The 26,621-nt window shown below is 70.6% G+C and carries 23 protein-coding genes; 8 read left to right on the top strand and 15 right to left on the bottom strand.

The window, feature by feature from the left end; genetic code table 11:
- Positions 1 to 20: 20 nt before the first annotated feature.
- Positions 21 to 194 (bottom strand): hypothetical protein, encoded by a 174-nt coding sequence (locus tag OG223_RS46110; protein WP_199810877.1) that lies wholly within the window; start codon positions 192 to 194, stop codon positions 21 to 23.
- A gap of 319 nt (positions 195 to 513) precedes the next feature.
- On the opposite strand from OG223_RS46110, the gene OG223_RS46105 reads away from it, so the two are divergent.
- From OG223_RS46105 to OG223_RS46095, 3 genes are read left to right on the top strand one after another with little or no spacing between them, the layout of a single operon-like run.
- Complete coding sequence (locus tag OG223_RS46105) at positions 514 to 669, top strand: hypothetical protein (protein WP_329262737.1); 156 nt, start codon at positions 514 to 516, stop codon at positions 667 to 669.
- A 3-nt stretch (positions 670 to 672) separates the two neighbouring features.
- Positions 673 to 1,248, top strand: coding sequence for an HD domain-containing protein (locus tag OG223_RS46100; RefSeq protein WP_329262735.1), 576 nt, complete (start codon positions 673 to 675; stop codon positions 1,246 to 1,248).
- Between the two features lie 25 nt (positions 1,249 to 1,273).
- A complete protein-coding gene (locus OG223_RS46095; RefSeq protein WP_329262733.1) occupies positions 1,274 to 2,083 on the top strand; it encodes an SDR family oxidoreductase in 810 nt (269 codons plus the stop codon).
- Positions 2,084 to 2,099: 16 nt separating this feature from the next.
- Here the strand turns inward: OG223_RS46095 and OG223_RS46090 are convergent, their stop codons facing one another.
- The 8 genes from OG223_RS46090 to OG223_RS46055 all read right to left on the bottom strand — a co-directional run bounded on the left by OG223_RS46090 (position 2,100) and on the right by OG223_RS46055 (position 13,808).
- The gene (locus OG223_RS46090; RefSeq protein WP_329262732.1) at positions 2,100 to 2,333 is read right to left on the bottom strand and encodes a hypothetical protein; all 234 of its coding nucleotides are present in this window, start codon (positions 2,331 to 2,333) and stop codon (positions 2,100 to 2,102) included.
- Positions 2,334 to 2,405: 72 nt separating this feature from the next.
- On the bottom strand, positions 2,406 to 3,899 hold the full coding sequence (locus OG223_RS46085; RefSeq protein ID WP_329262731.1) for an SDR family NAD(P)-dependent oxidoreductase: 1,494 nt from the start codon (positions 3,897 to 3,899) through the stop codon (positions 2,406 to 2,408).
- 106 nt (positions 3,900 to 4,005) lie between these two features.
- Entirely contained in the window at positions 4,006 to 5,331 is a 1,326-nt protein-coding gene (locus OG223_RS46080) for a wax ester/triacylglycerol synthase family O-acyltransferase (protein WP_329262729.1), read from the bottom strand.
- Between the two features lie 155 nt (positions 5,332 to 5,486).
- Positions 5,487 to 7,802, bottom strand: coding sequence for a GH92 family glycosyl hydrolase (locus tag OG223_RS46075; protein ID WP_329262726.1), 2,316 nt, complete (start codon positions 7,800 to 7,802; stop codon positions 5,487 to 5,489).
- A gap of 17 nt (positions 7,803 to 7,819) precedes the next feature.
- Positions 7,820 to 10,435, bottom strand: coding sequence for a PA14 domain-containing protein (locus tag OG223_RS46070; protein WP_329262725.1), 2,616 nt, complete (start codon positions 10,433 to 10,435; stop codon positions 7,820 to 7,822).
- A 154-nt stretch (positions 10,436 to 10,589) separates the two neighbouring features.
- Complete coding sequence (gene glgC / locus OG223_RS46065; protein ID WP_329262723.1) at positions 10,590 to 11,810, bottom strand: glucose-1-phosphate adenylyltransferase; 1,221 nt, start codon at positions 11,808 to 11,810, stop codon at positions 10,590 to 10,592.
- Between the two features lie 51 nt (positions 11,811 to 11,861).
- The gene (glgA, locus tag OG223_RS46060) at positions 11,862 to 13,013 is read right to left on the bottom strand and encodes a glycogen synthase (RefSeq protein WP_329262721.1); all 1,152 of its coding nucleotides are present in this window, start codon (positions 13,011 to 13,013) and stop codon (positions 11,862 to 11,864) included.
- A 39-nt stretch (positions 13,014 to 13,052) separates the two neighbouring features.
- Positions 13,053 to 13,808, bottom strand: a complete 756-nt coding sequence (locus OG223_RS46055) for a (2Fe-2S)-binding protein (RefSeq protein ID WP_329265826.1) — start codon at positions 13,806 to 13,808, stop codon at positions 13,053 to 13,055.
- Positions 13,809 to 14,017: 209 nt separating this feature from the next.
- Between OG223_RS46055 and OG223_RS46050 the strand changes: the two genes are divergently transcribed.
- Positions 14,018 to 15,145 carry a DMT family transporter gene (locus OG223_RS46050; RefSeq protein WP_329262719.1) on the top strand — a complete coding sequence of 376 codons (1,128 nt, stop codon included), beginning with the start codon at positions 14,018 to 14,020 and terminating at the stop codon, positions 15,143 to 15,145.
- Here OG223_RS46050 and OG223_RS46045 read toward each other — a convergent pair.
- Positions 15,135 to 16,364 (bottom strand): transglycosylase family protein, encoded by a 1,230-nt coding sequence (locus OG223_RS46045; RefSeq protein ID WP_329262717.1) that lies wholly within the window; start codon positions 16,362 to 16,364, stop codon positions 15,135 to 15,137. The two genes, OG223_RS46050 and OG223_RS46045, sit on opposite strands and share 11 nt — an antisense overlap.
- Before the next feature lie 246 nt (positions 16,365 to 16,610).
- On the opposite strand from OG223_RS46045, the gene gndA reads away from it, so the two are divergent.
- Entirely contained in the window at positions 16,611 to 18,050 is a 1,440-nt protein-coding gene (gene gndA, locus OG223_RS46040; protein ID WP_329262715.1) for an NADP-dependent phosphogluconate dehydrogenase, read from the top strand.
- A gap of 39 nt (positions 18,051 to 18,089) precedes the next feature.
- Here the strand turns inward: gndA and OG223_RS46035 are convergent, their stop codons facing one another.
- The 4 genes from OG223_RS46035 to panD all read right to left on the bottom strand — a co-directional run bounded on the left by OG223_RS46035 (position 18,090) and on the right by panD (position 20,464).
- Complete coding sequence (locus tag OG223_RS46035) at positions 18,090 to 18,443, bottom strand: VOC family protein (RefSeq protein WP_329262714.1); 354 nt, start codon at positions 18,441 to 18,443, stop codon at positions 18,090 to 18,092.
- Between the two features lie 518 nt (positions 18,444 to 18,961).
- Positions 18,962 to 19,609 carry an aspartate/glutamate racemase family protein gene (locus OG223_RS46030; RefSeq protein ID WP_329262711.1) on the bottom strand — a complete coding sequence of 216 codons (648 nt, stop codon included), beginning with the start codon at positions 19,607 to 19,609 and terminating at the stop codon, positions 18,962 to 18,964.
- A 65-nt stretch (positions 19,610 to 19,674) separates the two neighbouring features.
- The gene (locus OG223_RS46025) at positions 19,675 to 20,022 is read right to left on the bottom strand and encodes a GNAT family N-acetyltransferase (protein WP_329262709.1); all 348 of its coding nucleotides are present in this window, start codon (positions 20,020 to 20,022) and stop codon (positions 19,675 to 19,677) included.
- 22 nt (positions 20,023 to 20,044) lie between these two features.
- Complete coding sequence (gene panD, locus OG223_RS46020; RefSeq protein ID WP_329262707.1) at positions 20,045 to 20,464, bottom strand: aspartate 1-decarboxylase; 420 nt, start codon at positions 20,462 to 20,464, stop codon at positions 20,045 to 20,047.
- Positions 20,465 to 20,676: 212 nt separating this feature from the next.
- Between panD and OG223_RS46015 the strand changes: the two genes are divergently transcribed.
- Positions 20,677 to 22,128 carry a purine-cytosine permease family protein gene (locus tag OG223_RS46015; protein WP_329262704.1) on the top strand — a complete coding sequence of 484 codons (1,452 nt, stop codon included), beginning with the start codon at positions 20,677 to 20,679 and terminating at the stop codon, positions 22,126 to 22,128.
- Positions 22,129 to 22,135: 7 nt separating this feature from the next.
- Here the strand turns inward: OG223_RS46015 and OG223_RS46010 are convergent, their stop codons facing one another.
- A complete protein-coding gene (locus OG223_RS46010) occupies positions 22,136 to 24,010 on the bottom strand; it encodes an ABC transporter ATP-binding protein (RefSeq protein ID WP_329265824.1) in 1,875 nt (624 codons plus the stop codon).
- 141 nt (positions 24,011 to 24,151) lie between these two features.
- On the opposite strand from OG223_RS46010, the gene OG223_RS46005 reads away from it, so the two are divergent.
- Together OG223_RS46005 and OG223_RS46000 are read left to right on the top strand one after the other, a co-directional pair.
- Positions 24,152 to 25,084 (top strand): lysylphosphatidylglycerol synthase transmembrane domain-containing protein, encoded by a 933-nt coding sequence (locus tag OG223_RS46005; RefSeq protein ID WP_329262702.1) that lies wholly within the window; start codon positions 24,152 to 24,154, stop codon positions 25,082 to 25,084.
- A 173-nt stretch (positions 25,085 to 25,257) separates the two neighbouring features.
- Positions 25,258 to 26,610 carry an NDP-sugar synthase gene (locus tag OG223_RS46000; protein ID WP_329262700.1) on the top strand — a complete coding sequence of 451 codons (1,353 nt, stop codon included), beginning with the start codon at positions 25,258 to 25,260 and terminating at the stop codon, positions 26,608 to 26,610.
- Positions 26,611 to 26,621: the final 11 nt, after the last annotated feature.

Here is a 26,621-nt window from a genome sequence, read left to right as displayed (position 1 = left end):
TCGCGAAGGGTCCCGTGGGGTCAGTCCACGCTGGGCAGGATGTGGGGCTCGGCGAGGTCGTCCTCGTAGCCCGCGAGACGGATGGGGGCGGACCGTGCCCACACGGCCAGGCTGCCGAGCTCGTCGGACCGGTGGCCCGCACGCTCCGTGTGTTCCTTGGGGCGTTGCTCGCGATTCGTCTTCTCCGGTGTCACCGCGCACTCCTTATGTGTCGGGTCACCCTCGGGGCACACCGGCCGTCTCCGGTCCGGTACCTGAGCCCGCTCGGGCGTGGGTTGAAGGCAGTTCGGACGCGGTGGCGCCGGTTACTCGTGTGAGAGCAGGCCGTTGTGACCGGCTTGTCCCGGGACGGACCATGGGTGTGGGTGGGACCCCTTGTCGCTGTCCGTCTGCCTCAGGTTAACCAAATGAGCGGGCCGCCGCTCGATGGGGCTGAAAACATGGGGTAACCATTGCAAGTCTCCCCGTGTTCTTCGGCCATGACCTGAACCGGTTTGTTACATCATGCGCGGTTTGACGACCACTCGGATGGCCTACATCCGCGCACACACGGTCGAGAACATGACCTACGTCACTCAAGGCGTCACGCAGTTCAGGTCCCGTTGGCTGAGTCGCAAGCTCGCCATGATCCCCTGGGGTTCCGCACGGGCTGTCTCGCGGGAGGACTGACGCATGGAGTTGCGCAGCGTCGAGGAGCTGATGGATCTGCTGTACGCCTGTCGGGGCGCCTGGGACACATCCGACAGAAGCGGCGACCCGGTCGATCTGCACGACCACGCCTTGCAGACGGCCGCGCTGCTGCGCCGAAGTCGCCCCGCCGACAAGGAGCTTCAGATCGCCGGCCTGGTCCACGACATCGGGCATCTCCTGCGACCCGGCGACGACGCCGGTCACGCGGAGCACGCGGCGGACGCCGTCCACGCCCTGCTCGGCGAGCGGGTCGCCCGACTGGTCCGGCTGCACGTGCCCGCGAAGCGCTACCTGGCCACCGCCGCACCGGACCACGATCTGTCCGCACAGAGCACGCTGACCCTGCGGACCCAGGGCGGCCCGATGTCCCGCGCCGAGGCCGCCGCCTTCGAGCGCGATCCGCTCGCCGACGACGCGGTCACCCTGCGCCAGGCCGACGACGCGGCCAGGGTCGTCGGCCTCGACGCCGGGGTCCTGGAGGACTGGCGCACGGTCCTGGGCATAGTGGCCGCCCGGAACTCCCGACTGCCCAACTCCCGGCTGGGGGCTGTCGACTGACGGTCCGTCATGAGACGGTACGGCGATGACGTCGTCGTCGTACGGTCTGCGGGGCCGGGCCGTCCTGGTCACCGGGGGTACGCGCGGGATCGGCCGCGCGGTCGCCGAGGCGTTCGCCGGGGCCGGGGCACTGGTGTGCGTGAGCGCGCGGGACGCCGGTGAAGTGGGGCGGGTCGCGGAGGAGTTGGGCGGGGTCGGCCTGGCCGGGGACGTCGGCGACCCCGAACACCCGGGGGAATTGGCGGAGTTCGCGCTGCGCACGTTCGGCCGGATCGACGTGGTCGTCAACAACGCGGCGACGAACCAGCCGTACGGCCCCCTGATGGAAGCCGATCCGGACGCCTGGCGGACGGCGTTCACCGTGAACGTGGAGGCGCCGCTGCGGTTGGTGCAGTGTGCGTGGCGGGCGTGGATGCGGGAGCACGGCGGCGCCGTGGTGAACGTGTGCACGGAGGGCGCCGGTCATGTCGGGCCGAACGTCGGGGCGTACGGGACCAGTAAGGCGGCCCTCCTGCACCTCACGCAGCAGCTCGCGGGTGAACTCGCGCCGAAGGTGCGGGTCAACTCCGTCTCCCCCGGGCTCGTCCGCACCGAGATGGCCCGGTTCGTCTGGGAGCCGGGCGAGGCGGAGCTCGCCGCCGGGCTGCCGCTCGGCCGGATCGGGGAGCCGGCCGACATCGCACGGGCGGTGCTGTGGCTGGCCTCCGACCAGGCCGAGTGGATCACCGGGGCGGAGCTGCTGGTGGACGGCGGGACCCGGGTGCGGGCGGCGTACGCGTCGGGCGGGTACGCCGTCCACGACCGGCTGAGGTCGGCCGCGCCGCCCCGCCCCTAGCGGCTCCCCGACGGGATCACGGGAACAGGGCGATCCCCACGAGGATCAGCAGGACGATACCGGCGACGAGCGCGACCGTGGCCCAGGTCCCGCGGTGCTTCACCGCGGTCATGGGCCCGCCGCCGCGCGGGCGGTCCTCCGGCAGAACGGGGTGGGCCGGGCGGTCGCTCGCGTAGAACTCCGCGTCGGTCGGGTAGTGGTTGCGCGGGTCCTTGAAGGCCCTCGGATCGATGCCGTGCGGACTGGCCATGGGAACTCCTCGCGCGGTGCTCACCAGGGCCGGGGCCCGGCGGTCACCGGGACTCGTGTCCGGGGTGGCGGGTTACCACTTGCCGGGCGCGTAGTCCTTCAGGAAGACGCCGTACAGGTCCTCGCCCTGCTCTCCACGCACAATCGGATCGTAAACCCGGGCCGCGCCGTCGACCAGGTCGAGCGGTGCGTGGAAGCCCTCCTCGGCGAGGCGGAGCTTGTCGTAGTGGGGGCGTTCGTCGGTGATCCAGCCGGTGTCGACGGAGGTCATGAGGATGCCGTCGGTCTGGAACATCTCCTGGCCGCTGGTGCGGGTCACCATGTTCATCGCGGCCTTGGCGGCGTTGGTGTTCGGGTGCCCGGCGCCCTTGTAACCGCGGCCGAAGACGCCCTCCATCGCGGAGACGTTGACGATGTACGCGCGTCCGCTGGTCGCGGCCTCGGCGGCGGCGGCCATGGCCGGGCGGAGCTTGCTGATCAGGATGAACGGCGCGGTGTAGTTGCAGAGTTGGGTCTCAAGGAGCTCCACCGGGGAGATCTGCTCGATGGTCTGCACCCAGGTGTTGGTGTCGACCACGTCGGGGACCAGGCCGCCGGCGTCGATGGCGGTGCCGTCGAGGTGCCGGGCGACGCTGGCGTTGCCCGCGACCAGGGCGAGGTCGGCGACCTGCTGGGCGTCGAGACCGCTGATGCCGACGGGCAGCGCGGCGAGGCCGTCGACCGCGCCGGAGCCGAAGGCGCCGATGACGTGGTGCGCGGGCAGCTCGCCGGCGGGCAGCGGTGCGCTCTCGCCGTCGACGAGGGCGGCGTAGGCGGAGGGCAGTCGCCGTACGGTCTGCGTCGCGTTGTTGATGAGGATGTCGAGCGGGCCCGCCTCGGCGACCTGGTCGGCGAGGGCCACGGCCTGCGCCGGGTCGCGGAGGTCCATGCCGACGACCTCCAGGCGGTGCAGCCAGTCCGCGGAGTCGTCCATGGCCTTGAAGCGGCGGATGGCGTCCTTGGGGAAGCGCGTGGTGATCGTGGTGTGGGCGCCGTCGCGCAGCAGCCTGAGCGCGATGTACATGCCGATCTTGGCGCGGCCGCCGGTGAGCAGCGCGCGCTTGCCGGTGAGGTCGGCGTGGTCGTCGCGCTTCTCGCGGTTCAGACGGGCGCAGTCGGGACAGAGCTGGTGGTAGAAGTAGTCGACTTCCACGTAGCGGGTCTTGCAGGTGTAGCAGGAGCGCGGGCGCTGCAGTATCCCGGCGATCCGGCCCTCCTCCGTCACCGACGACGGGAGCAGGCCCTCGGTCTCGTCGTCGATGCGCTGCGCGGAGCCGGTCGCGGTGGACTCGGTGACCGCCTTGTCGTGCGCGGTCTTCGCGGCCCGGCGCTCCTGGCGGCGGCGCTGCTTGACGCTGCGGTAGATGCCCGCGGTGGCCCGGCGCACGGCGATCGCGTCGGGGTGGTCGACGTCGATCTTCTCCAGCTCGTCGAGCACGCTGAGGCAGACGGCCAGCCGCTCGGGGTCGATGCCGGGCCCGTACACGACCTCGTCCGGGGTCGTGGAGCCGTTCTCTGTCACCGTCATCGCGCTGCCGTTTCCTTGGGTGATCCGCGGCGGCGCTCCGATCGCACCGGCCGTCGAACAGGGAATTTTACGGAGCGCCGGGCCGCAGCACCAAACTCGTGCCGCGTCACGACCCACAGGCGGTGATGAGTGTCTCCACCTCCTCGGTGAGGGCCCGGGCGAACAGATCGAGATCCGGTACGGCCGCCGCGTCCGCGACGAGGCCGTAGTGGACGTGTCCGCGGAAGGTGGAGACGGCGACCGCGAGGGACTGGCCGCTGGCCAGGGGGGCGTACGGGAAGACCGCGGTGACGGGGTTGCCGCCGAGCTTGAGGCCGATGCCGGGCAGCGGGACGCTGGTGACAAGGATGTCGAACCAGAGCCGGGCGGCCTGTGCGGCGAACGGTCCGCCGAGCCGGTGGCCGAGCGCCGGTACGTGGTCGGCGAGCAGGGCGACGGCGCCCGCGCCCCGGTTGGGGCCGGCGTCCTTGTTGCGGTCCATGGCGGCGCGCACGGAGTCGAGCCGGGCGAGGGGGTCCGGGTCGTCGACGGGCAGCCGTATCAGGTACCCGGAGAGCCGGTTGCCCTGTGGCTGCGCGCCGCGCGGGCGGCGTTTGGAGACGGGGATCAGGGCGCGGGGCGCGACGCCCTCGCTGCCGTCGCCGCGTTCGTCGAGCCAGCGGCGCAGGGCGCCCGCGACGACCGCGATGAGCACGTCGTTGACGGTGCCGCCGACGGTCTTGCGGATGCGGTGCACGTCGTCGAGGTCGATGACGACTCCGGCGGTACGGCGGGTGCCCGACGGTTCGGAGGCCAGTGCCGCCGACGAGCGGACGTCCAGGGTCGAGCGGGCGACGGACGCCCCGATGTCGAGGGCCCGGCCGACGTCGGACAGGGCGCCCCGCAGCAGCCCGGGCAGCTTGCGCACGTCGGGCAGGAGGCCGCGCGCGGGCTCCTCGGGGCGGGGTCGGCGCTCGGGCATGTCCATCGGGTCGAGGATCGCGGCGGCGAGGGTCAGCGCGCGCAGTCCGTCGGCCAGGGCGTGGTGGAACTTGAACAGCACGGCGAAGGAGGCACCGTCCTCGCCGGGCAGCACATGCGCCTCCCACGGGGGCCGGCCGCGCTCCAGCGGGCGTTCCATGAGCCGGCCCGCGACCTCCTGGAAGTCGGCGGTCGGGGCGTGCAGCCGGACGTGGTGCAGCGGGTCGAAGTCGGGGTCCGCCTCACGGGCGGCGCTCCCGAAAGACAGGGACAGCGGCTGCCACACGTCCCGGATGCGCATCCGCAGCCCGGGGACGGCGGCGGCACGGGAGGCGAGGAGGTCGGCGGCGTGGGCTCCCGCGGTGGGCGAGTGCGCCGAGAAGACGCCGAGCGCGCCCAGGTGCATCGGGTTCCGGTCGGACTCGATGTTCCAGAACGCAAGGTCGAGAGGAGCGAGCAGGTCAGAAGTCAATTGCTTGCCTCGCGTCGACTAGGGGTGAGCAAGCAGTCAAGCGCCGACAAGCGATTACGGTCAAGTACGATCAAGCTACGCACAGTTAACAGCAGATTACATCCGGCCCGAGTCCCACCCCTCTGAGAGGGGCGGGACTCATGAGGCGCCTGAGATCACTTCAGTGCCGGTGGTCCCGCCTGGGGTGACGTACCCCACTCCGACGGGTGCGGGCCGACCGTGAAGTCCAGCGACCGTACGGACCTCAGCAGCCCGGTCGTCAGATAGGTGCGGTCGTACGACGTCCCGTCCGTCCGGGCCGCCTGGATGTAGCGGTCGCCGGCGGAGGTGCCGGGCGCCTTGACCGTCAGGGCGCCGTGCGGGTAGTAGCGGCGGTCCAGGGTCAGGTCGACCCGCTCGAAGACGGGCGTGGACAGGCCCCAGGTGTCGTAGCCGGGCTGGACCGGGAAGATCCCGATCGACGACAGCACGTTCCAGGCGGACATCGTGCCGAGGTCGTCGTTGCCGGTCATACCGGTCGGGCCGTCCGTGAACAGGGTCAGCGCGGCGTGCACGACGTCGGTCGTCTTCCAGGGCTGTCCGGTCGACAGATAGGTGTACGGGGCGATCAGGTCGGGCTCGTTCTGCGGGTTGTACTTGTCCGCGTTGTAGTAGTCGTACGGCCCGTTGACCCACACCTCGCGCGCGGTCTTCGCCGGGTCGGCGAGCAGTTGGCCGTAGGCGAAGAAGGAGTCCAGCCGAGCGTTGGCCGCCTGCCGGCCGCCGATGAGGTCGACCATGCCGGGCAGGTCCTGCGGCACGAGCCACTGGTACTGCCAGGACGTGCCCTCGTGGAAGCCCTCGCTCTGCGCCGGGTCGGCGGGACCGACGAAGGCCCCGGAGGCGTCGCGGGCGCGGAAGAAGCCGGTCGAGGGGTCGAAGATGTTCCGGTAGCTCTGGGCGCGGGCGGCGTACCGCGCGGCGTCGGCGCCGTGCCCGAGGTCGCGGGCCATCTGCGCGAGCATCGCGTCCGAGAGGGCGTACTCCAGGGTGGCCGAGGCCCCGTGGTCGTAGTCGGAGTCACCGGGCTTCGCGTGCGGGCGGTCCTTGATGTACGGCGCGAAACCGTTCGCGAGGTACTCCTTGTTCGCCTCCCGCCCCACGGCAGCCGAGTCGGCGGGCGGCACGCCGTCGGCGTTCTGCTTCAGCGCCCGGTACGCCCGCTCCTCGTACCCCTTGAGCAGGCCCTGCTGATAGGCATTCGTCAGGAACGGTGTGACCGGGTCGCCGGTCATGATGTTCGTCTCGACCGTGCCGTAGCCCCACTTGGGCAGCCAGCCGCTCTCCTCGTCGATCTTGATCACCGAGATCGCCATGTCCCGGGCCTCGCGGGGTGCGAGCAGGGAGAGGAGCTGGGACTGGGTGCGGTAGGTGTCCCACAGGGACCAGTTCTGGTAGTACGTGAAGCCCTTCGCGCGGTGGATCTTCTGGTCCCAGCCGGTGTAGCGGCCGTCGGCGTCGCTGCCGATGTTGGGCGCGAGGAACGACCGGTACAGGGACGAGTAGAAGGTCCGGCGCAGACTGTCGGAACCGCCTTGCGCCCGTACGTCGTTCAGCCGGTCCTCCCACGCCTGTTGGGCCCGGTGGCGTACCGCGTCGAACGAACTCCCGCCCTCCGTACGGAGGTTGACGGCGGCGCCGTACGCGTCGACGTAGGACAGGGCCGTGGTCGCCTCGACCGTACGGTCCTTGGTCGTGTCGAAGCGGACGTACGCACCGCCGCTCCCGTTCCTCGAACCGGCGGTCACCGTCGAGCCGTTCCAGGTGCCGTACGTGGTGAAGGGCCGGTCGAAGCGGGTGATCGTGTAGACGGTGTAGGGCTTGGTGTCCTGGCAGAAGCCTCGGCCGGTGATGGTGGTGCGCACGGTGCGGTTGTCGAGGACCTCCACCTTCGAGGAGACCCCGGAGTGCAGCGACTGGGCCGCGTTCAGCAGGACGTTGGCCTTGTCGGTGGCGGGGAAGGTGTAGCGCTGGACTCCGGTGCGCGCGGTCGCCGTGAGTTCGGCGTCGATGTCTGTTTTCAGGCCGACCTGGTAGTAGCCGGGGCTCGCGTGCTCGTCGTCGTGGCTGAACTCGGCCGCGTACTGAGCGTAGTCGGTCTGTGTCACCTCGCCGGTCGTGGGCAGTACGGGCAGATCTCCGCCGAGCCCGCAGCCGACGCCGGAGAGGTGCACGAGGGAGAAGCCGCGGATGTGGTTCTGGGAGTAGTCGTAGCCGGTGTTGTGGCCGGTGTCCGGCGAGAACTGCACCATGCCGAAGGGCACGGCGGCGCCGGGATAGGTGTTGCCGTCGTTCTCGGTGCCGATGAACGGGTTGACCAGGTCGGTGAGTTGACCGCCGACCGAAGCTTGGGCGGTGGTGGGGACGGCGAACAGCGCGGACGCCGCCACCGCCCCCGCCACGCACAGGCGCAGGCGCCGGGTCCATCTCATGGGTCCTCCAAGGGAGTTCAGGTGGTGGGGCACCCTGCGGGCGTCGCCTGCGAGGCGTCGCGGATCAGGGCCTGCTGGGCGGCCTTCACCCGCTGCGCGTCGGGCTTGAGCACCCGCCGGTCGTACGTCATCAGGCCGTTCAACTCGCCCTCGACGTCGGATATCTGGGTGTAGACCGCGCCGTTGCTCCCCTGGCAGGTCAGGGCGTGCACCTCGGCGAGCTTGGCGAGGTAGTCGTCGGTGTAGGCGGCCGGGTCGACGTCGACGTACGACTGCTGGACCGACCAGGCGTGTCCCGGCACCGCGAGCCCGAGACCGCCGTACTCCCCGCTGACCAGGGCCCGTTGACCGTCCGGGTGGGGTGGCAGGGCGGGGCTGGGATAGCCGTGTTCGTCGATGATGTCGCCGGTGCCGCCGTCCACGCCGAGGTTGATGCCGGACATGCTGTTGACGAGCCGCGTCGGGTCCCATGCCTTGGCCTGGTCGGCGATGCGGGCCTCGTCGTACTGGCCCCAACCCTCGTTGAACGTCACCCACATGACGATCGACGGGCTGCTGATGTGCTGGTCGATCATCTGCTTCATCTCGCGCTCGTACTCGGCACGGGCGGCGGGCGACGGGTTCACCCCGGCGGTCATCGCGGGCATGTCCTGCCACACCATGAGACCGAGCCGGTCGGCCCAGTAGAACCAGCGGTCGGGCTCGACCTTGATGTGCTTGCGCACCGCGTTGAAGCCCAACTCCTTGTGCACCTTGAGGTCATGGGCGAGTGCCTCGTCGGTCGGGGCGGTGTACAGGCCGTCCGGCCAGAAGCCCTGGTCGAGGGTGGCCATCATGAAGACCGGTTTGCCGTTGAGGACCGTACGCGGGACGCCGTTCACCTTCTCGACGGCGATCGAGCGCATCCCGAAGTAGCTGCCGACGCGGTCCTTGCCGACGGTGACCTTCAGGTCGTAGAGGAACGGGTCGTCCGGCGACCAGAGTCGGGGGTTCGTGATGGTGAGGGTCAGCGGGCCGCCGGTGCGGCCGTGTGCTGTCGCGACCTCGCGCTTTCCGTCGTACGCCGTCGCGGTGATCGGTACGCCGTCCCGAACTCCCTGTGCGTCGACGGTGAGTTGGCTCTTGGCGACGTCCGGGGTGAGCTTGAGGGAGTCGACGTGGTCGGGGGCGACCGGTTCCATCCAGACGGTCTGCCAGATGCCCGAGGTCGGGGTGTACCAGATGCCGCTCGGGTCGAGGCGCTGTTTGCCGACGGGCGGGTTCTCGCCGTTCGCCGCGTCGGTGGGGTCGTAGACGCCGACGATCAGTTCCTGGGTGCGGCCGGGCTTCAGGGCGTCGGTGACGTCGGCGCTGAACTTGTCGTAGCCGCCCTGGTGTTCGGTGACCTTCGTGCCGTTGACGTAGACCTCGGCCCGCCAGTCGACGGCACCGAAGTTGAGCATCAGCCGCTTGCCCGTGCCGATCCTCCAGTCGGCGGGGACGGTGAACGTGCGGCGGTACCACATGCGGTCCTCGTGCCGTTCCAGGCCCGAGAGCTGGGACTCGACGGGGTACGGGACGAGGATGCGCTCGGCCAGGGTCCGGCCCACGGGCGGCTGTTCGCCCGCCGTCGCCGCGGCGAACTGCCAACTCCCGTTGAGGTTTTGCCAGTCGGTGCGGGTGAGCTGGGGGCGCGGGTACTCGGGGAGCGCGTTGTGCGGGCCCACCTGGTCGGCCCACTGGGTGCGCAGTTCGTAGGTGGAGTGGTTTTGGCCGGTACTCCAGAACGCGTTGATAACGTTGCCATCGGCCGTGGTGAGGCCGGCTTCGCCGTCGTAGCGGATGTCTGCGGTGCCGGGTGCGGTGCCCGTCTTGTTTCCTACGACGGGTTCCGTGAGGGGGACGAGCAGGGTTCGCGCGTCCGCCGGGTCCAAGTGGGCTGTCCCCATGGGCCACTTGGCGCCGCCGATCACCGCTTCGAGGTGGTCGGTCAGGTCGGCCGGGGGTGCGGCGAGGGGCTGGGCGAAGTCAAGCTTCAGGGTGCGGCCGGTGCCGGTGACCGTGGCGGCGAGGGCGCCGTCGTAGTCGTAGCCGTCGGGGAGGCGGAAGGCCGACTGCGGGACGGGGACCTTGGTGCCGCCGGGTTCGGTCCAGCGGAGGTGGAGGTTGGAGCCGCCGTAGTGCTCGAAGTACTCGACCTTGATGTCGTAGGCCGTGCCGGCGGTCAACTCGACAGGGGCGGCGGTCTGTTCGGTGTCCCAGTCGTCGACCCAGTGGTCGATGACGATCTGTCCGCCGATCCAGAGGCGGAAGCCGTTGTCGCCGATGATCGAGAAGGTGTGGGGGCCCGACTTCGCCGGCACGATCTTGCCGGTCCAGCGGACGCTCACGTCGTCCGACCGGCCGGTGGCGAAGGCGAGTCGGGGTTCGAGGTTGTCGAAGTCGAGGTTCGGGTCGACGCCGGTGGCCTTGAGGTCGGCGAAGTCGAAGGCGCCGGGGGCGGACTGGGTGTAGTACTCGCCCTTCAGGCCGTGGATCTCGGCGGGGTCGTCGGCGGCGGTGGCGCTCGCGGTGGGGACGGCGGCGAGCCCGGCGATGCCGAGGGCCAGGACGAGCAGTAACGCGAGTCGGTCTCTGAGTCGTCTGATGCGCACGGAACCTCCATAACAACGTTGTCATAGGCGGCAGTTGGCATGACAACACGGATTCCGCATTCCGTCCAGGGACATGACAAGCGTGGGTGCGGGGCGCACCCGGGCACGGCGGAGCCCCGGTGCGGCCGAAACGCACCGGGGCCCGTCTTCGGTCCTACGTGACCAGTTGGCCCTTCCCGAGGGCGATGACCCCGCCCTTGGAGACCGTGTACAGATCGGCGTCGCGCTCCGGGTTGACCCCGATCGTCGCGCCGGGCGGTACCTCGACGTTCTTGTCCAGGACGGCGCCCCGGACCACCGCACCGCGCCCGATGTGGACGTTGTCGTGCAGGATCGAGCCCTGGACGACGGCTCCGGGGTCGACCACCACGCCCGGGGACAGCACCGAGCGCGTGACCTGGCCGCGGATGAGGCACCCGGAGCTGATGATCGACTCGCTGGCCATGCCGCCGGCGTTGAAGCGGGCCGGGGAGAGCTGCCCGGAGTGGGTGTAGATCGGCCAGTTGCGGTTGTAGAGGTTGAAGGCGGGGCGCTCGGCGATGAGGTCCATGTGGGCGTCGTAGTACGCGTCCAGTGTGCCGACGTCCCGCCAGTAGCCCTGGTCGCGGGTGGTCTCGCCGGGGACGTGGTTGGCGCTGAAGTCGTACAGCGCGGCCTCGCCCCGGTCGGTGAGCGCGGGCAGGATCGAGCCGCCCATGTCGTGCACCGAGCCGAGATCCTCCGCGTCCCGCTGGAGGGCCTCTATCAACGCCTTGGTGGTGAAGATGTAGTTGCCCATCGAGGCGTAGACGCACTCCGGGTCGTCCACCAGGCCCGGCGGATCGGCGGGCTTCTCCAGGAAGTTCTCCACCGTCTGGCCGTCCGAGCCCGGTGTGATCACGCCGAACTGCGAGGACTCCGCGCGCGGGACGCGGATACCGGCCACGGTGACGCCCGCGCCGCTCTCGATGTGCTGGGCGAGCATCTGCCGGGGGTCCATGCGGTACACGTGGTCGGCGCCGAACACCGCGACGTACTCGGGGCGTTCGTCGTAGATCAGGTTCAGCGACTGCAGGATCGCGTCCGCGCTGCCGAGGTACCAGCGCGGGCCGAGACGCTGCTGCGCCGGGACCGGTGTGACGTAGTTGCCGAGCAGGCTGGACATGCGCCAGGTGGTGGTGATGTGGCGGTCCAGCGAGTGCGACTTGTACTGCGTGAGCACGCAGATGCGCAGGATGTCGGCGTTGACGAGATTGGACAGCACGAAGTCCACTAGGCGGTACGTTCCGCCGAAGGTGACCGCGGGTTTGGCCCGGTCGGCGGTCAAGGGCATCAGCCGCTTGCCCTCACCGCCCGCCAGTACGATCCCGAGCACCGAAGGTCCGCCACGACGCATGGCCGCTCCCCTCACCCTGGTTGACCCCAGCCTGCCCCTGAGCAGCGCACACTAAGCCTTTTCGAGGATCTCCCCGTAGAGCCGCGCGGTGCGCAGCGCCACGGCGTCCCAGCCGAACTCGCCCACGGCGCGCTCCCGCCCGGCCTCGCCCATGCGTTTCGCAGTTTCCGGGTCGCCGAGCACGGAGTCGAGAGCCAGCGCCAGGTTCGCCTCGAAGTCGTCGTCGGCGGACACCAGGAGCCCCGTCTCCCCGTGTGCCACCACTTCCGGGATGCCCCCGACCCGCGAGGCGACCACGGCCGTACCGCAGGCCATCGCCTCCAGGTTCACGATCCCCAGGGGCTCGTAGACCGAGGGGCAGGCGAACACGGTGGCGTGCGTGAGGAGCTGGATGACCTCCGGGCGCGGCAGCATCTGCGGGATCCAGTGCACGCCCGCGCGGACGCCGCTCAGCTCCTGGAAGAGCTCGCGGAACTCCTGGTCGATCTCGGGGGTGTCCGGCGCGCCCGCGCACAGCACGACCTGTGCGGCCGGGTCGATGTCCCGCACCGCGCGCAGCAGATGGGGCACGCCCTTCTGGCGGGTGATGCGGCCGACGAACAGGACGTAGGGGCGGTCGGGGTCGATGCCGAGCCGGGTGAGGACGTCGGTGCCGTGGTCGGGCCGGTAGAGCGTGGTGTCGATGCCGTTGTGGATGACCCGCACCGTGGCGGGGTCCAGCGACGGGTAGCAGGTGAGGATGTCCTCGCGCATGGCTCCCGATACGGCGACCACGGCGTCCGCGGCCTCGATCGCGGTGCGCTCGGCCCAACTGGAGAGGGCGTAGCCGCCGCCGAGCTGCTCGGCCTTCCAGGGGCGCAGCGGCTCCAGGGAGTGGGCGGTCATGACGTGCGGGACGCCGTGCAGGAGCTTGGCGAAGTGGCCGGCGAGGTTGGCGTACCAGGTGTGGGAGTGGACGAGCTCACGGCCTTCGAGGGCGGCGGCCATGGAGAGGTCCACGGAGAAGGTGCGCAGGGCGTCGTTGGCGCCGTCCAGGGTCGGCCAGGAGCGGTGGCGTACGACGCCGTCGGTGCGGCCCTCGCCCCAGCAGTGCACGTCCAGGTCGACCAGGGGCCTCAACTCCCGGGCGAGGAACTCCACATGGACGCCCGCGCCGCCGTACACATCCGGCGGGTACTCCCGGGTCAGCAGTCCCACTCGCACCCGAAACCCCTTGTTCTCGGCGGCTGATTGCACTCATGGTCACCCAGAAGCGGCTTTCGGGGAAGAGCCGGGCGGCTGTGTGAAGCAGCAGTCCCCGCACACCCCGCCACCAGGGACCCGATAGTAGAGGCAGCAACTGCGGCGCCGGAAGGCGGTGCCGGTGAACGTTCCGGTGCCGGAGAGGAGCGGGTGGGCGAAGAGGTCCGCCGTGAGCGCACGCGCGCGCGTGGCGACGTCCTCGCGGCCACGCGTGCGTGCCCAGCGGTCCAGTTCCCGGGCCGCGCCCGCCAGGGCGGAGGCCGCGTTGCCCCACAGGAGGCCGGTGGACATGCGGTGGCGGGCGACCAGGGCGGCGGTCAGCGGTTCGAGGTGGCCGTGGAGCACGGTGTGCGCGAGGGCTGTCGCGTCGCCGGGCAGCGGGCGCACCTCGGCCAGCCAGAGGTCGTCCGGTGCGCTGCGCTCGGCGTCCCAGTGCAGCAGCCGCGGGTCGAGGTCGGGGATCCGGCCGTACAGGGCGGCGCAGCCGAGCGCCGCCGACCACAGCCGGGCCGCGAGCGCCTGCTGGGCGACCGAGGCGGCAATGCGCAGCTCAGGGACCTGGAGACGCTCCGCGACGATGTGAACACGAAAAGTCAGGGAATTTCCGTAAACCTCCGACGCCGGATTTTCGTAGGTCCGCGCGAGCGCCGGCAGCGGGCCGTGCGGTGCTGTGCCCGTGCGTAGTACGAAGAAGCCGCCGAGGGGGCGGAGCGCGGCGAGTTCGGGGTCGAGGTCCACGAACAGCAGTAGTACCAAGGCGCTCAGGGTTGTCACCCAGGGGGTGTCGTCCGGTGTCACCCACCTTGGGGAGGACAAGGGGCCTTTCGTACTCCATCGGCAGTACTACCCAATCGGTGCTCAGGTACGACGACGGGAAGAACATCAAGCGGCATCGTGTTCTGTATGAAAGCCGACCGTTCGCCGCGTGGTGCCAGAGGTACCCGCCTGACGCAGAGGAGCTGCCGATGAGCGCCCTCGCGTTGTCCATCGTGCTGTCGCTCGTCTCCGCTGTGGCCTACGCGGGCGGAGCGATCGTGCAGGAGCGCGTCGCGGTGTCCTCTCCCGACCAGGAGTACGCGCCGCTGCGCCGCCCGAGCTGGTGGGCGGCGGTCGGGTTGAACGGTACGGGCGGTCTGCTGCACGTGGTGGCGCTGGCCTACGGCCCGCTGAGCCTGGTGCAGCCGCTCGGCGCGCTGACGATCGTGTTCGCGCTGCCGATGGCGGCCCTGTTCGTCGGCCGCAAGGCCGGCTCCACCGCCTGGCGCGGCGCCATCATGGCGACGATCGGTCTCGCGGGTCTGCTGTCCCTGGTCGGCACGTCCGACGGTCAGTCGCTGAGCACCGCCCAGCGGGTGTCCGTGGCCGTGTTCACCGGCGCGGTGGTCGTGACCCTGATGATCGCGGGCCGCGCGGCACACCGGCACCCGGCGGTGCGCAGCGTGCTGCTGGCGACGGCGTCCGGCATAGCGTTCGGCATGTCCTCGGTGTTCACCAAGACGGTGACGGTCGACTGGGACAACGGCGCGATATCGGCGACCGACATCCCGTTCCTGGCCGTGATCGCGGTCTTCGCCGCGGCCGGTCTGATGCTGTCGCAGGCGTCCTACCAGGGCGCCGGCCTGGCGGCCCCGCTGGCGGTCCTCACGGTCGTGAACCCGGTGGTGGCGGCCGCGGTCGGCATCACGATGTTCGGCGAGACCTTCCGCTACGGCACGACGGGCACCCTGCTCGCCCTGAGCGCCGGAGTGGTCGCCGCGGGCGGCCTGATCCTGCTGACCACGGAGCGGCTGGGGAGCGAGAGCGCACCGGCCGGCACCACCGCACCTCCCGCGGTGCCCTCGCCCGTCGAGGAGTTGCTGGACGCCCTCCCTGGACAGCCCGTCGGCGTGAGCGCGAACGTCGACGCGGAACTCGCCGTCACCGCCGGGGACATCCTCCTCCCGGCGCCGGCGGCGGTTCCGGCCGACGAGAGTTACGAGACCCTGGAGCCGGCCGGCTCCGTCGAACCGGCCGGCTACTTCGGTCCGTTCCACGCCGGGCTGTACGTGATGATGCCGGTCCACGACCGGCGCCGTACCCGAGTCAAATCCTGACGCCGCCGGCCCGCAGATAGGCGAGCGGGTCGATGTCGCTACCGAATCCGGGCCCCGTCCGCACCTCGAAGTGCAGATGCGGGCCCGTGGTGTTCCCGGTGGAGCCCGAGCGCCCGATGCGCTGCCCGGCGCCGACGGACTGACCGTCCCGCACCGAGATCGCGGACAGGTGCGCGTACTGCGAGTACCGCCCGTCGGCGTGCCGGATCACCACCTGGTAGCCGTACGACCCCGCCCAGCCGGCGCTGACGACGGTCCCCGTCTCGATGGCCTTCACCGAGGTGCCGGTGGGGACCAGGAAGTCGACGCCGGTGTGGTAGCCCTTCGACCAGGAGGAGCCCGTCGCGTGGTACGCGGTGCCGATGGGGGCGTTCACGGGGGCGACGACGGAGTGGCTTGTCGTCGTCTTCTTGTGGGTGACCTTTTCGGCCGTCTCCGTAGAGGCCTTCTTCTTCGGGGACTTGGTGGTCGACGACTTGGTGGCCGGTTTCGTCGTGGTGTGTTCCGCGGGGTCGGCCTTGGTCCGCAGACTGAGCCGCTGGCCCGGCAGGATCAGGTCGGGATCGCTGCCCACGGTCGTGCGGTTCGCGGCGTAGAGGCCGTGCCAGCCGCCGTCGACGCGCTCGGTGTCGGCGATCCCGGAGAGGGTGTCGCCGCGCACCACCGTGTACATCTCGGCGGTGCCCGCGCGGGACTGCGGTGTGGTCTGCGGCTGGACGTCCTTCACGGACCGCTTGACGACGGTCCCCGCCTTGGTGTCCTGGGCCTTGGTCTTCGCCTTGGTCTGCTCGGTGGCCTTGGTGCCGCCGACGTGGATGTCGGGGGTGCCGCCGCCCCGGGTGAGCCCGGCGCGCACGGAGCACACCGGCCAGGCGCCGGGTCCCTGACCCTTGAGCACCTTCTCCGCTATGGCGATCTGCTGGTCCCGGGTGGCGAGATCGGCGCGGTGCGCGTACGCCGTGCCGCCGTAGGCCTCCCAGGTGGACTGGGTGAACTGGAGCCCGCCGTAGTACCCGTTGCCCGTGTTGATGCTCCAGTCGCCGCTGGACTCACAGGCGGCGACCTTGTTCCAGGTGCTCACATCGGCCGCCTGGGCGGTGCCCGCGCCCGCGCCGACCAGCGGGATCGCGATGCCCGCGCCGCCCGCCGTGACCGTGAGCAGCGAGGCCCGGTTGATCCTGCTCGGCTGATACCGGCGGTGCCGGCCGCGTACGGCCATGGGGAATCCCCCTCCACATGCGTCAGGAGGGCCAAAAATAAGCGCCCCGAACAGGCCATGACAAGACGGCAACCGGCCGCGCTGAGGCTCAAGTGGCCGGTACCCCGCTCCGGTTCCGCCGAGCACGTGCGGTCGGGGTGGCCGCGGGTCAGGATGGTCAGTGCGGCAATACTGGCGGGGCACGACCGGTACCACCGATGTCAGGACCTTCCTGAACTTTAGGCCTGATCTTTAGGAGCCAACCGAATGAGCACTTCAGCGCAGATCGGCGTCACTGGCCTCGCGGTCATGGGCCGCAACCTCGCCCGTAACTTCGCGCGCAACGGCTATACGGTCGCCGTGCACAACCGGACCGCGTCCCGCACGCGTGACCTGGTGGCGGAGTTCGGGAGCGAGGGCGACTTCATCGCGGCGGAGACCGCCAAGGACTTCGTGGCGGCGCTGGAGCGGCCGCGCCGCCTGGTCGTCATGGTGAAGGCCGGTGAGCCGACGGACGCGGTGATCCAGGAGTTCGCCCCGCTCCTCGAACCCGGCGACATGATCATCGACGGTGGCAACGCGCACTTCGCGGACACCCGGCGCCGGGAGCACGACCTGCGCGAACAGGGCATCCACTTCGTCGGCATGGGTGTCTCCGGCGGCGAGGAGGGCGCGCTGCACGGGCCGAGCATCATGCCGGGTGGCCCGAAGGAGTCGTACGACTCGCTCGGTCCGATGCTGGAGAAGATCTCCGCGAAGGCGAAGGACGGGGCGCCCTGTGTGACCCATGTGGGTCCCGACGGCGCCGGGCACTTCGTGAAGATGGTGCACAACGGCATCGAGTACGCCGACATGCAACTGATCGGCGAGGCCTACCAGTTGCTGCGCGATGTCGCCGGGTACTCCCCCGCGCAGATCGCGGACATCTTCCGCACCTGGAACACCGGCCGGCTGGACTCCTACCTGATCGAGATCACCGCAGAGGTGCTGTCCCACGTGGACGCGGCCACCGGCAAGCCGTTCGTGGACGTGGTCGTCGACCAGGCCGAGCAGAAGGGCACCGGCCGCTGGACGGTGCAGATCGCCCTCGACCTCGGCGTCCCGGTCTCGGGCATCGCGGAGGCGGTCTTCGCCCGGTCGATCTCCGGGCACGCGGCGCTGCGCGAGGCCTCGCGCGGTCTGGCCGGGCCCACGGCCTCGCCCCTGGGCGAGTCCGAGGCGGCGGCCTTCGCGGACCGGGTCGAGCAGGCGCTGTACGCGTCGAAGATCGTGTCGTACACACAGGGCTTCCACGAGATCGCGGCGGGCAGCGAGGAGTACGACTGGAACGTCGACCTCGGCGCCATCTCCTCGATCTGGCGCGGCGGTTGCATCATCCGCGCGGCCTTCCTCGACCGGATCCGCGCCGCGTACGACGCCCGCGCGGACCTGCCGAGCCTGCTGTCCGACGAGACGTTCGCGCAGGAGATCGCGGCGGCGCAGGACGACTGGCGCGAGGTCGTCGTCGCGGCGACCCGCCAGGGCGTCCCGACGCCCGGTTTCTCCGCGGCCCTCGCCTACTACGACGCGCTGCGTGCCGAGCGGCTGCCCGCGGCGCTCACGCAGGGTCAGCGGGACTTCTTCGGTGCGCACACCTACCGGCGGGTGGACCGGGACGGCTCGTTCCACACCCTCTGGGGCGGTGACCGCTCGGAGGTCTCCGGCTGACCTGTCCGACCGTGGCGAGCCCGCCTGCCGTGGATCCGGTCAGGCGGGCTGCCACAGTTCGATCCGGTTGCCCTCGGGGTCGGTGACCCAGCCGAAGCGGCCGACGCCCTCCATGTCCTGTGTCTCGCCGTCCACGTCCGCGCCCTTGGCGCGCAACTGCGCGAGCATCGCGTCGAGGTCGCGGACCCGGAAGTTGAGCATGGTCTGCTGCGCGCGGGACCCGAAGTAGTCGGTGTCGGCCGGGAAGGCGGCGAACACCGTCGGTCCTGCTTCCTGGTGCCACAGCCCGTGCTCGTCGGTGTCCAGGCCGAGGCTGTCGCGGTACCAGGCGCTCAGGGCCGCCGGGTCGGCCGCCCGCATGAAGTGTCCGCCGATGCCAAGCACACGTTCCATGCGGCCATCCTGCCAGGACGGTGATCGGGGCGCCGGTCTCAGGTCAGCGGCGGTCCCGGTTCCAGGGGCGGTACCGGCTCCGGGCCCGGTGGGATCGGGGACGGGGACGGCTCCGGGGTGGGACGGGGGTCCGGCGGGGGCGTGGGACGGGGTGTCGGGGGTTCCGGGTCCGGCGTGGGGCCGGGGCCGGGAATCGGGCTCGGCGGTACGGGAGCGGGTCCCGGGGTCGGTCCTGGGGGTACGGGGTCCGGGCCCGGGGTGGGTACGGGTGATACGGGGTCGGGGTACGGGTTGGTCATGGCGTCCTCCAGCCAGTGGGTGCGTCGGCTCTGGACTACTCCCCCGCCTACCCGTCACCCGTGCCGCCACTCACCCGGGCGGACTCACCCGACACCCGCACCGGAGCACCGCCGGACGCCGCCGGCGCACACCGCCCGGGCCTCGGCGGACTCTTCCGACGCACAGCCCCCGGACCCCGCCGGACTCACCCCAACCGCTCCGCCCGAGCCCCGCCGTACTCACCCGACGCGCACCGCCCGGGCCCCGGCGGCCAGCCCCGGGCGGGGGCTCGACAGTACCGGGATCGCCGTGGTCGTCAGGTGCTGGGCCGGTGCCATGGAACCCTGCGCGAGGACGATCGCGTCGGCGCCGGTGACCGCGTCCACGGCGTCCGCCACCAGCCGGGCGCAGCCCCCGGAGTCGCCGGCCTCGAAGCGGGCCCAGGCGCCGTCGACGAGCAGCGTGCGGACTTCGAGAAGTCCGGCGGGGTGGCCGAAACGCCTCCCCTCCTCCTCGACCAACGCCACGGTCGGCACGAGCGTGCTCTCCAGCGTCGCGGCCACGACGACGCGCGGACCGGCGGCCACCGCGGCCGCCGCCATCGGGCGGTCACCGCGCAGCACCGGTACGCCGGCCCGCGCACCGGCCGACTCCGCGACCCCGCCGATGGTCGAACAGGTGCACAGCACCGCCCGGGCCCCTTCGGCGACGGCCTCGTCCAGCGCGTCCCGCACCGCTCCGGCCACCGCTTCCGGCCCCTCGCGCCGGGCCCGCGCGAGCAGCTCCTCGTCGACGAAGTGCCGTAGTTCCAGGCCCTGGTGGTCCTCGTCGCGCAGGGCGTCGAAGACCGGGACATGAGCGGGAGAGGTGTGCAGGAGGGCGAGCACGCGGGCGGGGCCTTTCTTCGGGACGCCGACACGGACAGGGGCGTCGGTCCTGGAACCGACCTGTCCTAGAAGCGGCCCGGATGCGCCCTGAGCCACTCCATCGCCGCGTGCAGCAACGCGGGGTCGGCGGCCGGGGCCTCGTCCGGGTGGCGTGCCGCCCACTTCACGACGTACGGGCACAGCGGCGCGACGACGATGCCCTCGCGGGCCGCGATGCCGTACAGCTCGCGGGCCAGGGAACCCGCGATGCCCTTTCCCTCGTGGGCCGGTTCCACGATCGTGTGGACCGGGACGAGGGCGCGCTCGGGGGATTCGAGGACGAAGTACTCGATGTGGCCCACGACTTCACCGCCGTCGCCGATCGCCTCCAGGCGGCCCGCCGCCCGGTCGTCGCGGATCTCGGTCTCGCTCATGGGCTTCCTCCTGGTGCGATGGTCAGGCCGTGACGGCCCGCGGGCTGCGCGCCTGCTCCGAACCCGGCACCGGCTCGGACGGATCGGCGCCCAGGCCCACGATCCGGTTGGCGGAGTCCACGTGCACGACCCGGGGCCGAAGCGCCCGCGCCTCGGCGTCGGACACCTGAGCGTAACTGATGATGATCACCAGGTCTCCGGGATGCACGAGGTGGGCGGCGGCCCCGTTGATCCCGATGACACCGGTGCCCCGTTCGCCCTCGATGACGTACGTCTCCAGGCGGGCGCCGTTGGTGATGTCGACGATGTGGACCAGCTCGCCGGGCAGCAGATCGGCGGCGTCCAGCAGGTCGGCGTCGATGGTGACGGAGCCGACGTAGTGCAGGTCGGCCTGGGTGACGGTGGCACGGTGGATCTTGGACTTGAACATGGTGCGCAACATGGAGGCACTCCCGAATCTAGGCTCCCTGCCTGCGTTTATGCAGGTCAAGGGCTGTTCGCCTACTTTACAGCGAGAGGCGCGCGCCATCACGGTGCCGAGCGTCACGTATGGGCCAGGTAAAGAGAGTGGTTCACAGATTCAGTTGCGGTTGCCGGGACCGGTGCGGGGGATGAATGTGGCCACACAGGCCTGATCGGCACCCTGGAGGCACCGTGACCACCGCATCAGAGCCCCGGGTGTCGGGGCTGGAGATACGTTCCATCGACTACGTCCCCCTCGACGAACGTCACGGCAAGCTGTGGCACCTGGGGCCCCTGTGGTTCATGTCGAACGCGCAGATCGCCACGCTCGCGGTGGGCCTGATCAGCATCACCGAGGGCGGCAATCTCATCTGGTCGCTCATCGCGATCGTCGCGGGCACCCTGCTCGGCACCTTCTTCATGGCCTTCCACTCGGCCCAGGGCCCGCAGCTCGGACTGCCGCAGATGATCCAGTCGCGGCCCCAATTCGGTTATGTGGGCGCCCTGTTGGTGTGGCTGTTCGCGTATGTGCAGTACGCGGGCTTCAACGTCTTCAACACGATCCTCGCCGGGGAGGCCCTGCACACCACGGTGCACGGCGGCACCAAGATGTGGGTGGCCGTGGTCACCGTCGTCGGCTTCGTGATCGCGCTGGTGGGCTACGACGTGATCCACAAGGCGGAGCAGTTCCTGACCTACACCTTCCTGGTCGTCTTCGGGATCTTCACCGTGGGTGTGCTGGCGACCCTGCACTACCCGGCGGGCTCCTTCGACCTCGGCGGCTTCTCCTGGACGCCGTTCCTCGCCCAGTTCGGTGTGGTCGCCGGCTACCAGATCAGTTGGGCGATCTACGTCTCGGACTACTCGCGCTACCTCCCGCCGGACGTGACCGTCCGCAAGACCTTCTACTGGACCTACTTCGGGTCGGCGCTCGGCGGGGTCTGGCTGATGACGCTCGGGGCGCTGCTCGCCGCCTGGGCGGGCAAGGACTTCGACACGATCCGCTCGATCAACGCGGCGGGCGACAAGGTGTTCAGCGGCTTCGGCGCGATCGTGCTCCTCTTCGCCACGCTCGGCCTGGTCTCGGTGACCGCGCTGAACATGTACGGCGGTTCGCTGACCCTGATCAGCGCGATCGACTCGTTCAAGAAGGTCCAACCGACCGTGGGCGTACGGGCGTTGACGATCGGGCTGACCGCCGTGCTCTCCCTGGCCGGCGCGATGGCCGCGACCGCCGACTTCCTCACGAACTTCAACAACTTCCTGCTGCTGGTGCTCTATCTGTTCATCCCGTGGACCGCGGTCAACCTCATGGACTACTACGTGGTGCGCCGCGGTCACTACGCCATCGCCGAGATCTTCAACCCCCATGGCATCTACGGCCGTTGGGGCTGGCACGGGATCATCTCCTACCTGGTCGGCTTCGGTGTGATGGTGCCGTTCTTCTCCGTCGGCACGCTCTACGTCGGGCCCATCGCGCATGCCATGGACGGCGCCGACCTCTCCCTGTTCGTCGGGCTGCCGGTCGCCGGGTTGCTGTACTGGTGGCTGAGCCGCTCGATCGATGTGGCGGCCGAGATCCGGGTGGCAGAGGCGGAGGCGGCGGAGCTGGAGCAGGCGGCGCACGAGCACCGCGAGCCCTGACGGACCGTCAAGCCACCGTCTCCGGCTGCTGCTTCGCGAACTGCGTGCGGTACAGCTCGGCGTAGCGCCCATCGACAGCGAGGAGTTCGTCGTGCGTGCCGCGTTCCACGATGCGGCCCGCCTCGACGACGAGGATCTGGTCGGCGGAGCGCACGGTGGACAGCCGGTGGGCGATCACCACGGCCGTACGGTCCTGGAGTGCCTCCGCCAGGGCTTCCTGCACGGCCGCCTCCGAGGTGTTGTCGAGGTGCGCGGTGGCCTCGTCGAGGATGACGACGCGCTGGCGGGCCAGCAACAGGCGGGCGATGGTGAGGCGTTGGCGCTCGCCTCCGGAGAGCCGGTAGCCGCGTTCGCCGACGACCGTGTCCAGGCCGTCGGGCAGCGACCGTACGAGATCGTCGAGGCGGGAGCGGCGCAGCGCGTCCCACAACTCGGCCTCGGCAGCGGCCGGTTGGGCAAGCAGAAGGTTGGCGCGGACCGAGTCGTGGAAGAGGTGGCCGTCCTGGGTGACCATGCCGAGGGTGGCCCGCAGGGAGGCGGCGGTGAGGTCGCGGACATCGGTCCCGCCGATGCGCACGGCGCCTTCGTCGACGTCGTAGAGCCGGGGCAGGAGTTGGGCGATCGTCGACTTGCCGGCGCCGGAGGAGCCGACGAGGGCGACGGTCTGTCCGGGTTCGGCGCGGAAGGAGACGCCGTGCAGGACCTCGGCGCCGCCGCGGGTGTCCAGGGAGGCGACCTCTTCGAGTGAGGCGAGGGAGACCTTGTCGGCGGACGGGTAGGCGAAGCGGACCTCGTCGAACTCGACGGCGACCGGGCCCTCGGGCACCTCGCGGGCGTCGGGTTTGTCCTCGATCAGCGGTTTCAGGTCCAGCACCTCGAAGACGCGCTCGAAGCTGACGAGGGCGCTCATCACCTCGACGCGGGCTCCGGCGAGGGCGGTGAGCGGGGCGTAGAGGCGGGTCAGGAGCAGGGCGAGGGAGACGACGGCCCCGGGCTCCAGGGTGCCGTGCAGGGCGAACCAGCCGCCGAGGCCGTAGACGAGGGCGAGGGCCAGGGCGGAGACCAGGGTCAGCGAGGTGATGAACACCGACTGGGCGGTGGCCGTGCGGACGCCGATGTCGCGGACCTGGCTCGCGCGCTCCGCGAACTCCAGGGATTCCTCGTCGGGGCGGCCGAAGAGTTTGACGAGGGTCGCGCCGGGCGCGGAGAAGCGTTCGGTCATGCGGGTGCTCATCGCCGCGTTGAGCGTGGCCGCCTCGCGTTGCATGCGGGCCATGCGGCTGCCCATCCGGCGGGCCGGGATCACGAACACCGGGAGCAGCACGAGGGCGAGCAGGGTGATCTGCCAGGACAGGGTGAGCATGACGACGAGGGTGAGCAGCAGGGTCACGACGTTGCTGACCACTCCGGACAGGGTGTTGCTGAACGCCCGCTGCGCGCCGATGACGTCGTTGTTGAGTCGGGAGACGAGCGCGCCCGTACGGGTACGTGTGAAGAACGCGACCGGCATGCGCTGCACATGATCGAACACAGCCGTCCGCAGATCGAGGATGAGCCCCTCCCCGAGCGCCGAGGAGAGCCGTCGGCCGAGAATGCCGAGGGCCGCCTCGGCGACCGCGATCAGGGCGATGAGCAGGGCGAGGCGTACGACGGTGCCGTCGTCGCCACCCGACACGATCGCGTCGACGACATGGCCGGCCAGGACGGGGGTCGCGACGGCGAGCAGCGCGGTCACCACCCCGAGCAGGACGAAGCGGGCGATCGGGCGGCGGTGCGGGCGCGCGAACTCCGCGATGCGGCGCAGCGTCGCGCGGGCGAACGGGCGCCGCTCCTGTTCTGCGGTCATGACACTGTGCAGTTGGGTCCAGGCCGTGCTCTCCATACTCATGGGAGAGACCGTAAGACCTCAAGCGGCATTGAGGTCAACGCGTTCGCCGCCGCAGCCTCGTGTAACGACGCGCGTAAGGAACTGTCCCCGCTGCCGCAACCCGCAGTTGTCGTGGCGCGGAGAACCTCCAGTGGTGTGAGACACATCCGCGTCCGGCAGATCCTGTGCCTGCTTCCGCTGCTCCTGGTCGCCGTCGTCGCCGTCCGGCACCGGTCCGTTCTCGTCGACGGCTTCGGCCAACTGCGGGCGGCGGAGTGGCCCTGGCTGGTGGCGGCGGCCGGTGCCACCTGTCTGACCTGGGTCGCCGCCGCGTTCACCCGGCAGGGTGCGGTGGTCGAACGGCTGCCCGCGCGGCGGCTGTTGGCCACCCAGTTCGCGGCGGGCGCGGCAAATCATCTGCTGCCCACGGGACTTGGCGCGGGTGCGGTGAACCTGCGGTTCCTGACGGTGTGCGGGCTGCCGCTGGCCCGTTCGTCGGCCGCGCTGGCCCTGTTCCTGCTCGCGGAGTCGATAGCCCGGCTGACACTGCTCACCGGTCTGCTGATCGCCTTCCCGGACGCCCTGCGTCTGGGAACTCTCCTTCCGGCAGGGGCACTCGGCCCCCTGCTGCTGATCATCGGGGCCGTGCTGTGCGTGGCGGTCCTGGTCCTCGCGCTGGTACGGCGGCTGCGTACGGCGATCCTGTCGTTCCTCCGTACGGCGCTCAGTGAGGCGCGTTCCGTGCACACGCGGCCGGCCCGGGCGCTGGCGCTGTGGGGCGGTTCGCTGGCGTTCCCCGCGCTCCAGGCGGCCGGACTCGTGGCCGTGGGGCAGGCGTTGAACCTGCCGGTGCCGCCCGCGCAGATGGCGCTGGCCTATCTGGCGGCGACGGTCGCGGTCGCGCTGGTGCCGACGCCGGGCGGGATCGGCTCGGTGGAGGCCGCGTTGATCGTGGCGCTGGTGGCGGCGGGCGGGCCGGTCGCGGTGGCCACGGCGGTGGTGCTGGCCTACCGGATCATCACGGTCTGGATCCCCATCATTCCGGGGGCGTTGACCCTCGGAGCGCTGGTGCGGCTGAGAGTCATCTGATTCTCGGATCCGCTCGAACATCTCTGTAAAGCGACATCAGCCCTGGTCGAGACATCGGCCAGGGCTTCTTCACGTGTGCTCCAACTACCTTGTTTTACTTTTTACTTGACTCTACATGACAGCGCGAGTTGACTGAAGAGCGTTGATTTGTCAGCCGAGGAGGCAGGACTGTCATGGGGGACGAGACGTTAGGAATCATCCTGGCGGGAGGCCGGGGCGAACGCGCCAAGCCGCTCACCCTCGCCTCGGCCGACTACATCCGCAGCAAGGCCCTCATCCCGTTCGTCGGCCGCTCCGTCGTCGAATGGCTCGTCCAGTCCTGCCGCGACCAGGGCATCCGCCGCTTCTACGTGATCGCCCAGGGCGCCGAGAACCACAGCCAGATCAAGCTCGTGCTCGGCCACGGCGAACGGTTCGGCGTGGAGATCCACTACTCCCGCGCCCGCCTCGACCGCTACAACGTCGGATCGGGCGCCGCCACCCTGCACAACCTCGAACAGTGGGATCTGACGGGCCGTGCCCTGGTGATGCCGGTGGACTCCGTGTTCGAGTTCGCCCTGGGCCGGCTCAAGGACGCGCACGACGCCGCCGACGCCGTCGTGACCGTCGCCTCGGTCGGCCGCACCCCCGAGGAGATCGCCGGCAAGTACGGCGTGATGCAGACCTCCCCGGACGGACTGGTCTCGGGCTTCGTGGAGAAACCCACCCTGGACCGCGTCCACCGGATCTTCCCCGAGACATCGTTGCCGTCGTTGGCCTCGTTCTCGTCGGCTGTCCGCACCCTGCCCACCAACGCCGGGATGTACCTGGTCGACTGCGGCAAGCTGCGGCTGGCCGTGCGCAACCCCGAGATGATCCGGCTCGCCCAGCAGCGCCTCGACTGGGGCGGCGACCTGCTGCCCTGGCTGGTCGGGCGCGGGCTGCCGGTCGCCGCCGCGCCCATCGACCGGCTCGGCGACCTCGGCAGCATCCCCGACTACCTCGCCACCGTCGGCGACGTGCTCGACGGCCGCTACCCGTGGATGACCCGGGCCATGGGCGAACCGACGAGCGCCCACCCGCCGTACTGGATCCACGAATCCAGCCTGCGCACCAAGGACAGCGTGACCGGCACCACCCTCGCCCAGAAGATCTCCGAGGGCAGTGTGGTCATCGGCCCCGCCGTGCGCATCGGGCGCAACGCCGAGATCGGACCGGGCGTGAAGCTGCGGTTCTGCGACATCGGCGACGGCGTGGACGTGGACGAGGGAGCCCGGCTCAGCCGGACGGCGATCGGCGACAGCGCTGTCGTCGGGCCGTACGCCCGCATCACCGACTCGTACGTCGGTCCGATGGCGCGGGTGCACTCCGAGCGCGACAACCCCGTCCGGCTCGTCCACTCCGCGATCGGCGAGGCCGCCGACCTGCGGCCGGGCACCCGGCTGTCCGGGGTGAGCGTCTATCCGCGGCTGCGGGTGCCCGCCGTCACCGGTCTGCCCACCGGCACCCATCTGACCAGCTCCGACGACATCCTGCACTGGATCTGAGCGCTCCCCCG

Source organism: Streptomyces sp. NBC_01478 (assembly GCF_036227225.1).
Lineage (GTDB): Bacteria > Actinomycetota > Actinomycetes > Streptomycetales > Streptomycetaceae > Streptomyces.
The sequence above is the reverse complement of the archived record's forward strand: the minus strand, read 5'-3'. Positions and strand labels throughout refer to the sequence as shown.

Coding starts and splice junctions, on each gene's coding strand:
- OG223_RS46050 (WP_329262719.1), top strand. CDS start 14,018: ATGAGCGCCCTCGCGTTGTCCATCGTGCTGTCGCTCGTCTCCGCTGTG.
- OG223_RS46010 (WP_329265824.1), bottom strand. CDS start 24,010: ATGGAGAGCACGGCCTGGACCCAACTGCACAGTGTCATGACCGCAGAA.
- OG223_RS46035 (WP_329262714.1), bottom strand. CDS start 18,443: ATGGAACGTGTGCTTGGCATCGGCGGACACTTCATGCGGGCGGCCGAC.
- OG223_RS46100 (WP_329262735.1), top strand. CDS start 673: ATGGAGTTGCGCAGCGTCGAGGAGCTGATGGATCTGCTGTACGCCTGT.
- OG223_RS46095 (WP_329262733.1), top strand. CDS start 1,274: ATGACGTCGTCGTCGTACGGTCTGCGGGGCCGGGCCGTCCTGGTCACC.
- OG223_RS46090 (WP_329262732.1), bottom strand. CDS start 2,333: ATGGCCAGTCCGCACGGCATCGATCCGAGGGCCTTCAAGGACCCGCGC.
- gndA (WP_329262715.1), top strand. CDS start 16,611: ATGAGCACTTCAGCGCAGATCGGCGTCACTGGCCTCGCGGTCATGGGC.
- OG223_RS46085 (WP_329262731.1), bottom strand. CDS start 3,899: ATGACGGTGACAGAGAACGGCTCCACGACCCCGGACGAGGTCGTGTAC.
- OG223_RS46075 (WP_329262726.1), bottom strand. CDS start 7,802: ATGAGATGGACCCGGCGCCTGCGCCTGTGCGTGGCGGGGGCGGTGGCG.
- OG223_RS46045 (WP_329262717.1), bottom strand. CDS start 16,364: ATGGCCGTACGCGGCCGGCACCGCCGGTATCAGCCGAGCAGGATCAAC.
- glgC (WP_329262723.1), bottom strand. CDS start 11,810: ATGCGTCGTGGCGGACCTTCGGTGCTCGGGATCGTACTGGCGGGCGGT.
- OG223_RS46000 (WP_329262700.1), top strand. CDS start 25,258: ATGGGGGACGAGACGTTAGGAATCATCCTGGCGGGAGGCCGGGGCGAA.
- panD (WP_329262707.1), bottom strand. CDS start 20,464: ATGTTGCGCACCATGTTCAAGTCCAAGATCCACCGTGCCACCGTCACC.
- OG223_RS46025 (WP_329262709.1), bottom strand. CDS start 20,022: ATGAGCGAGACCGAGATCCGCGACGACCGGGCGGCGGGCCGCCTGGAG.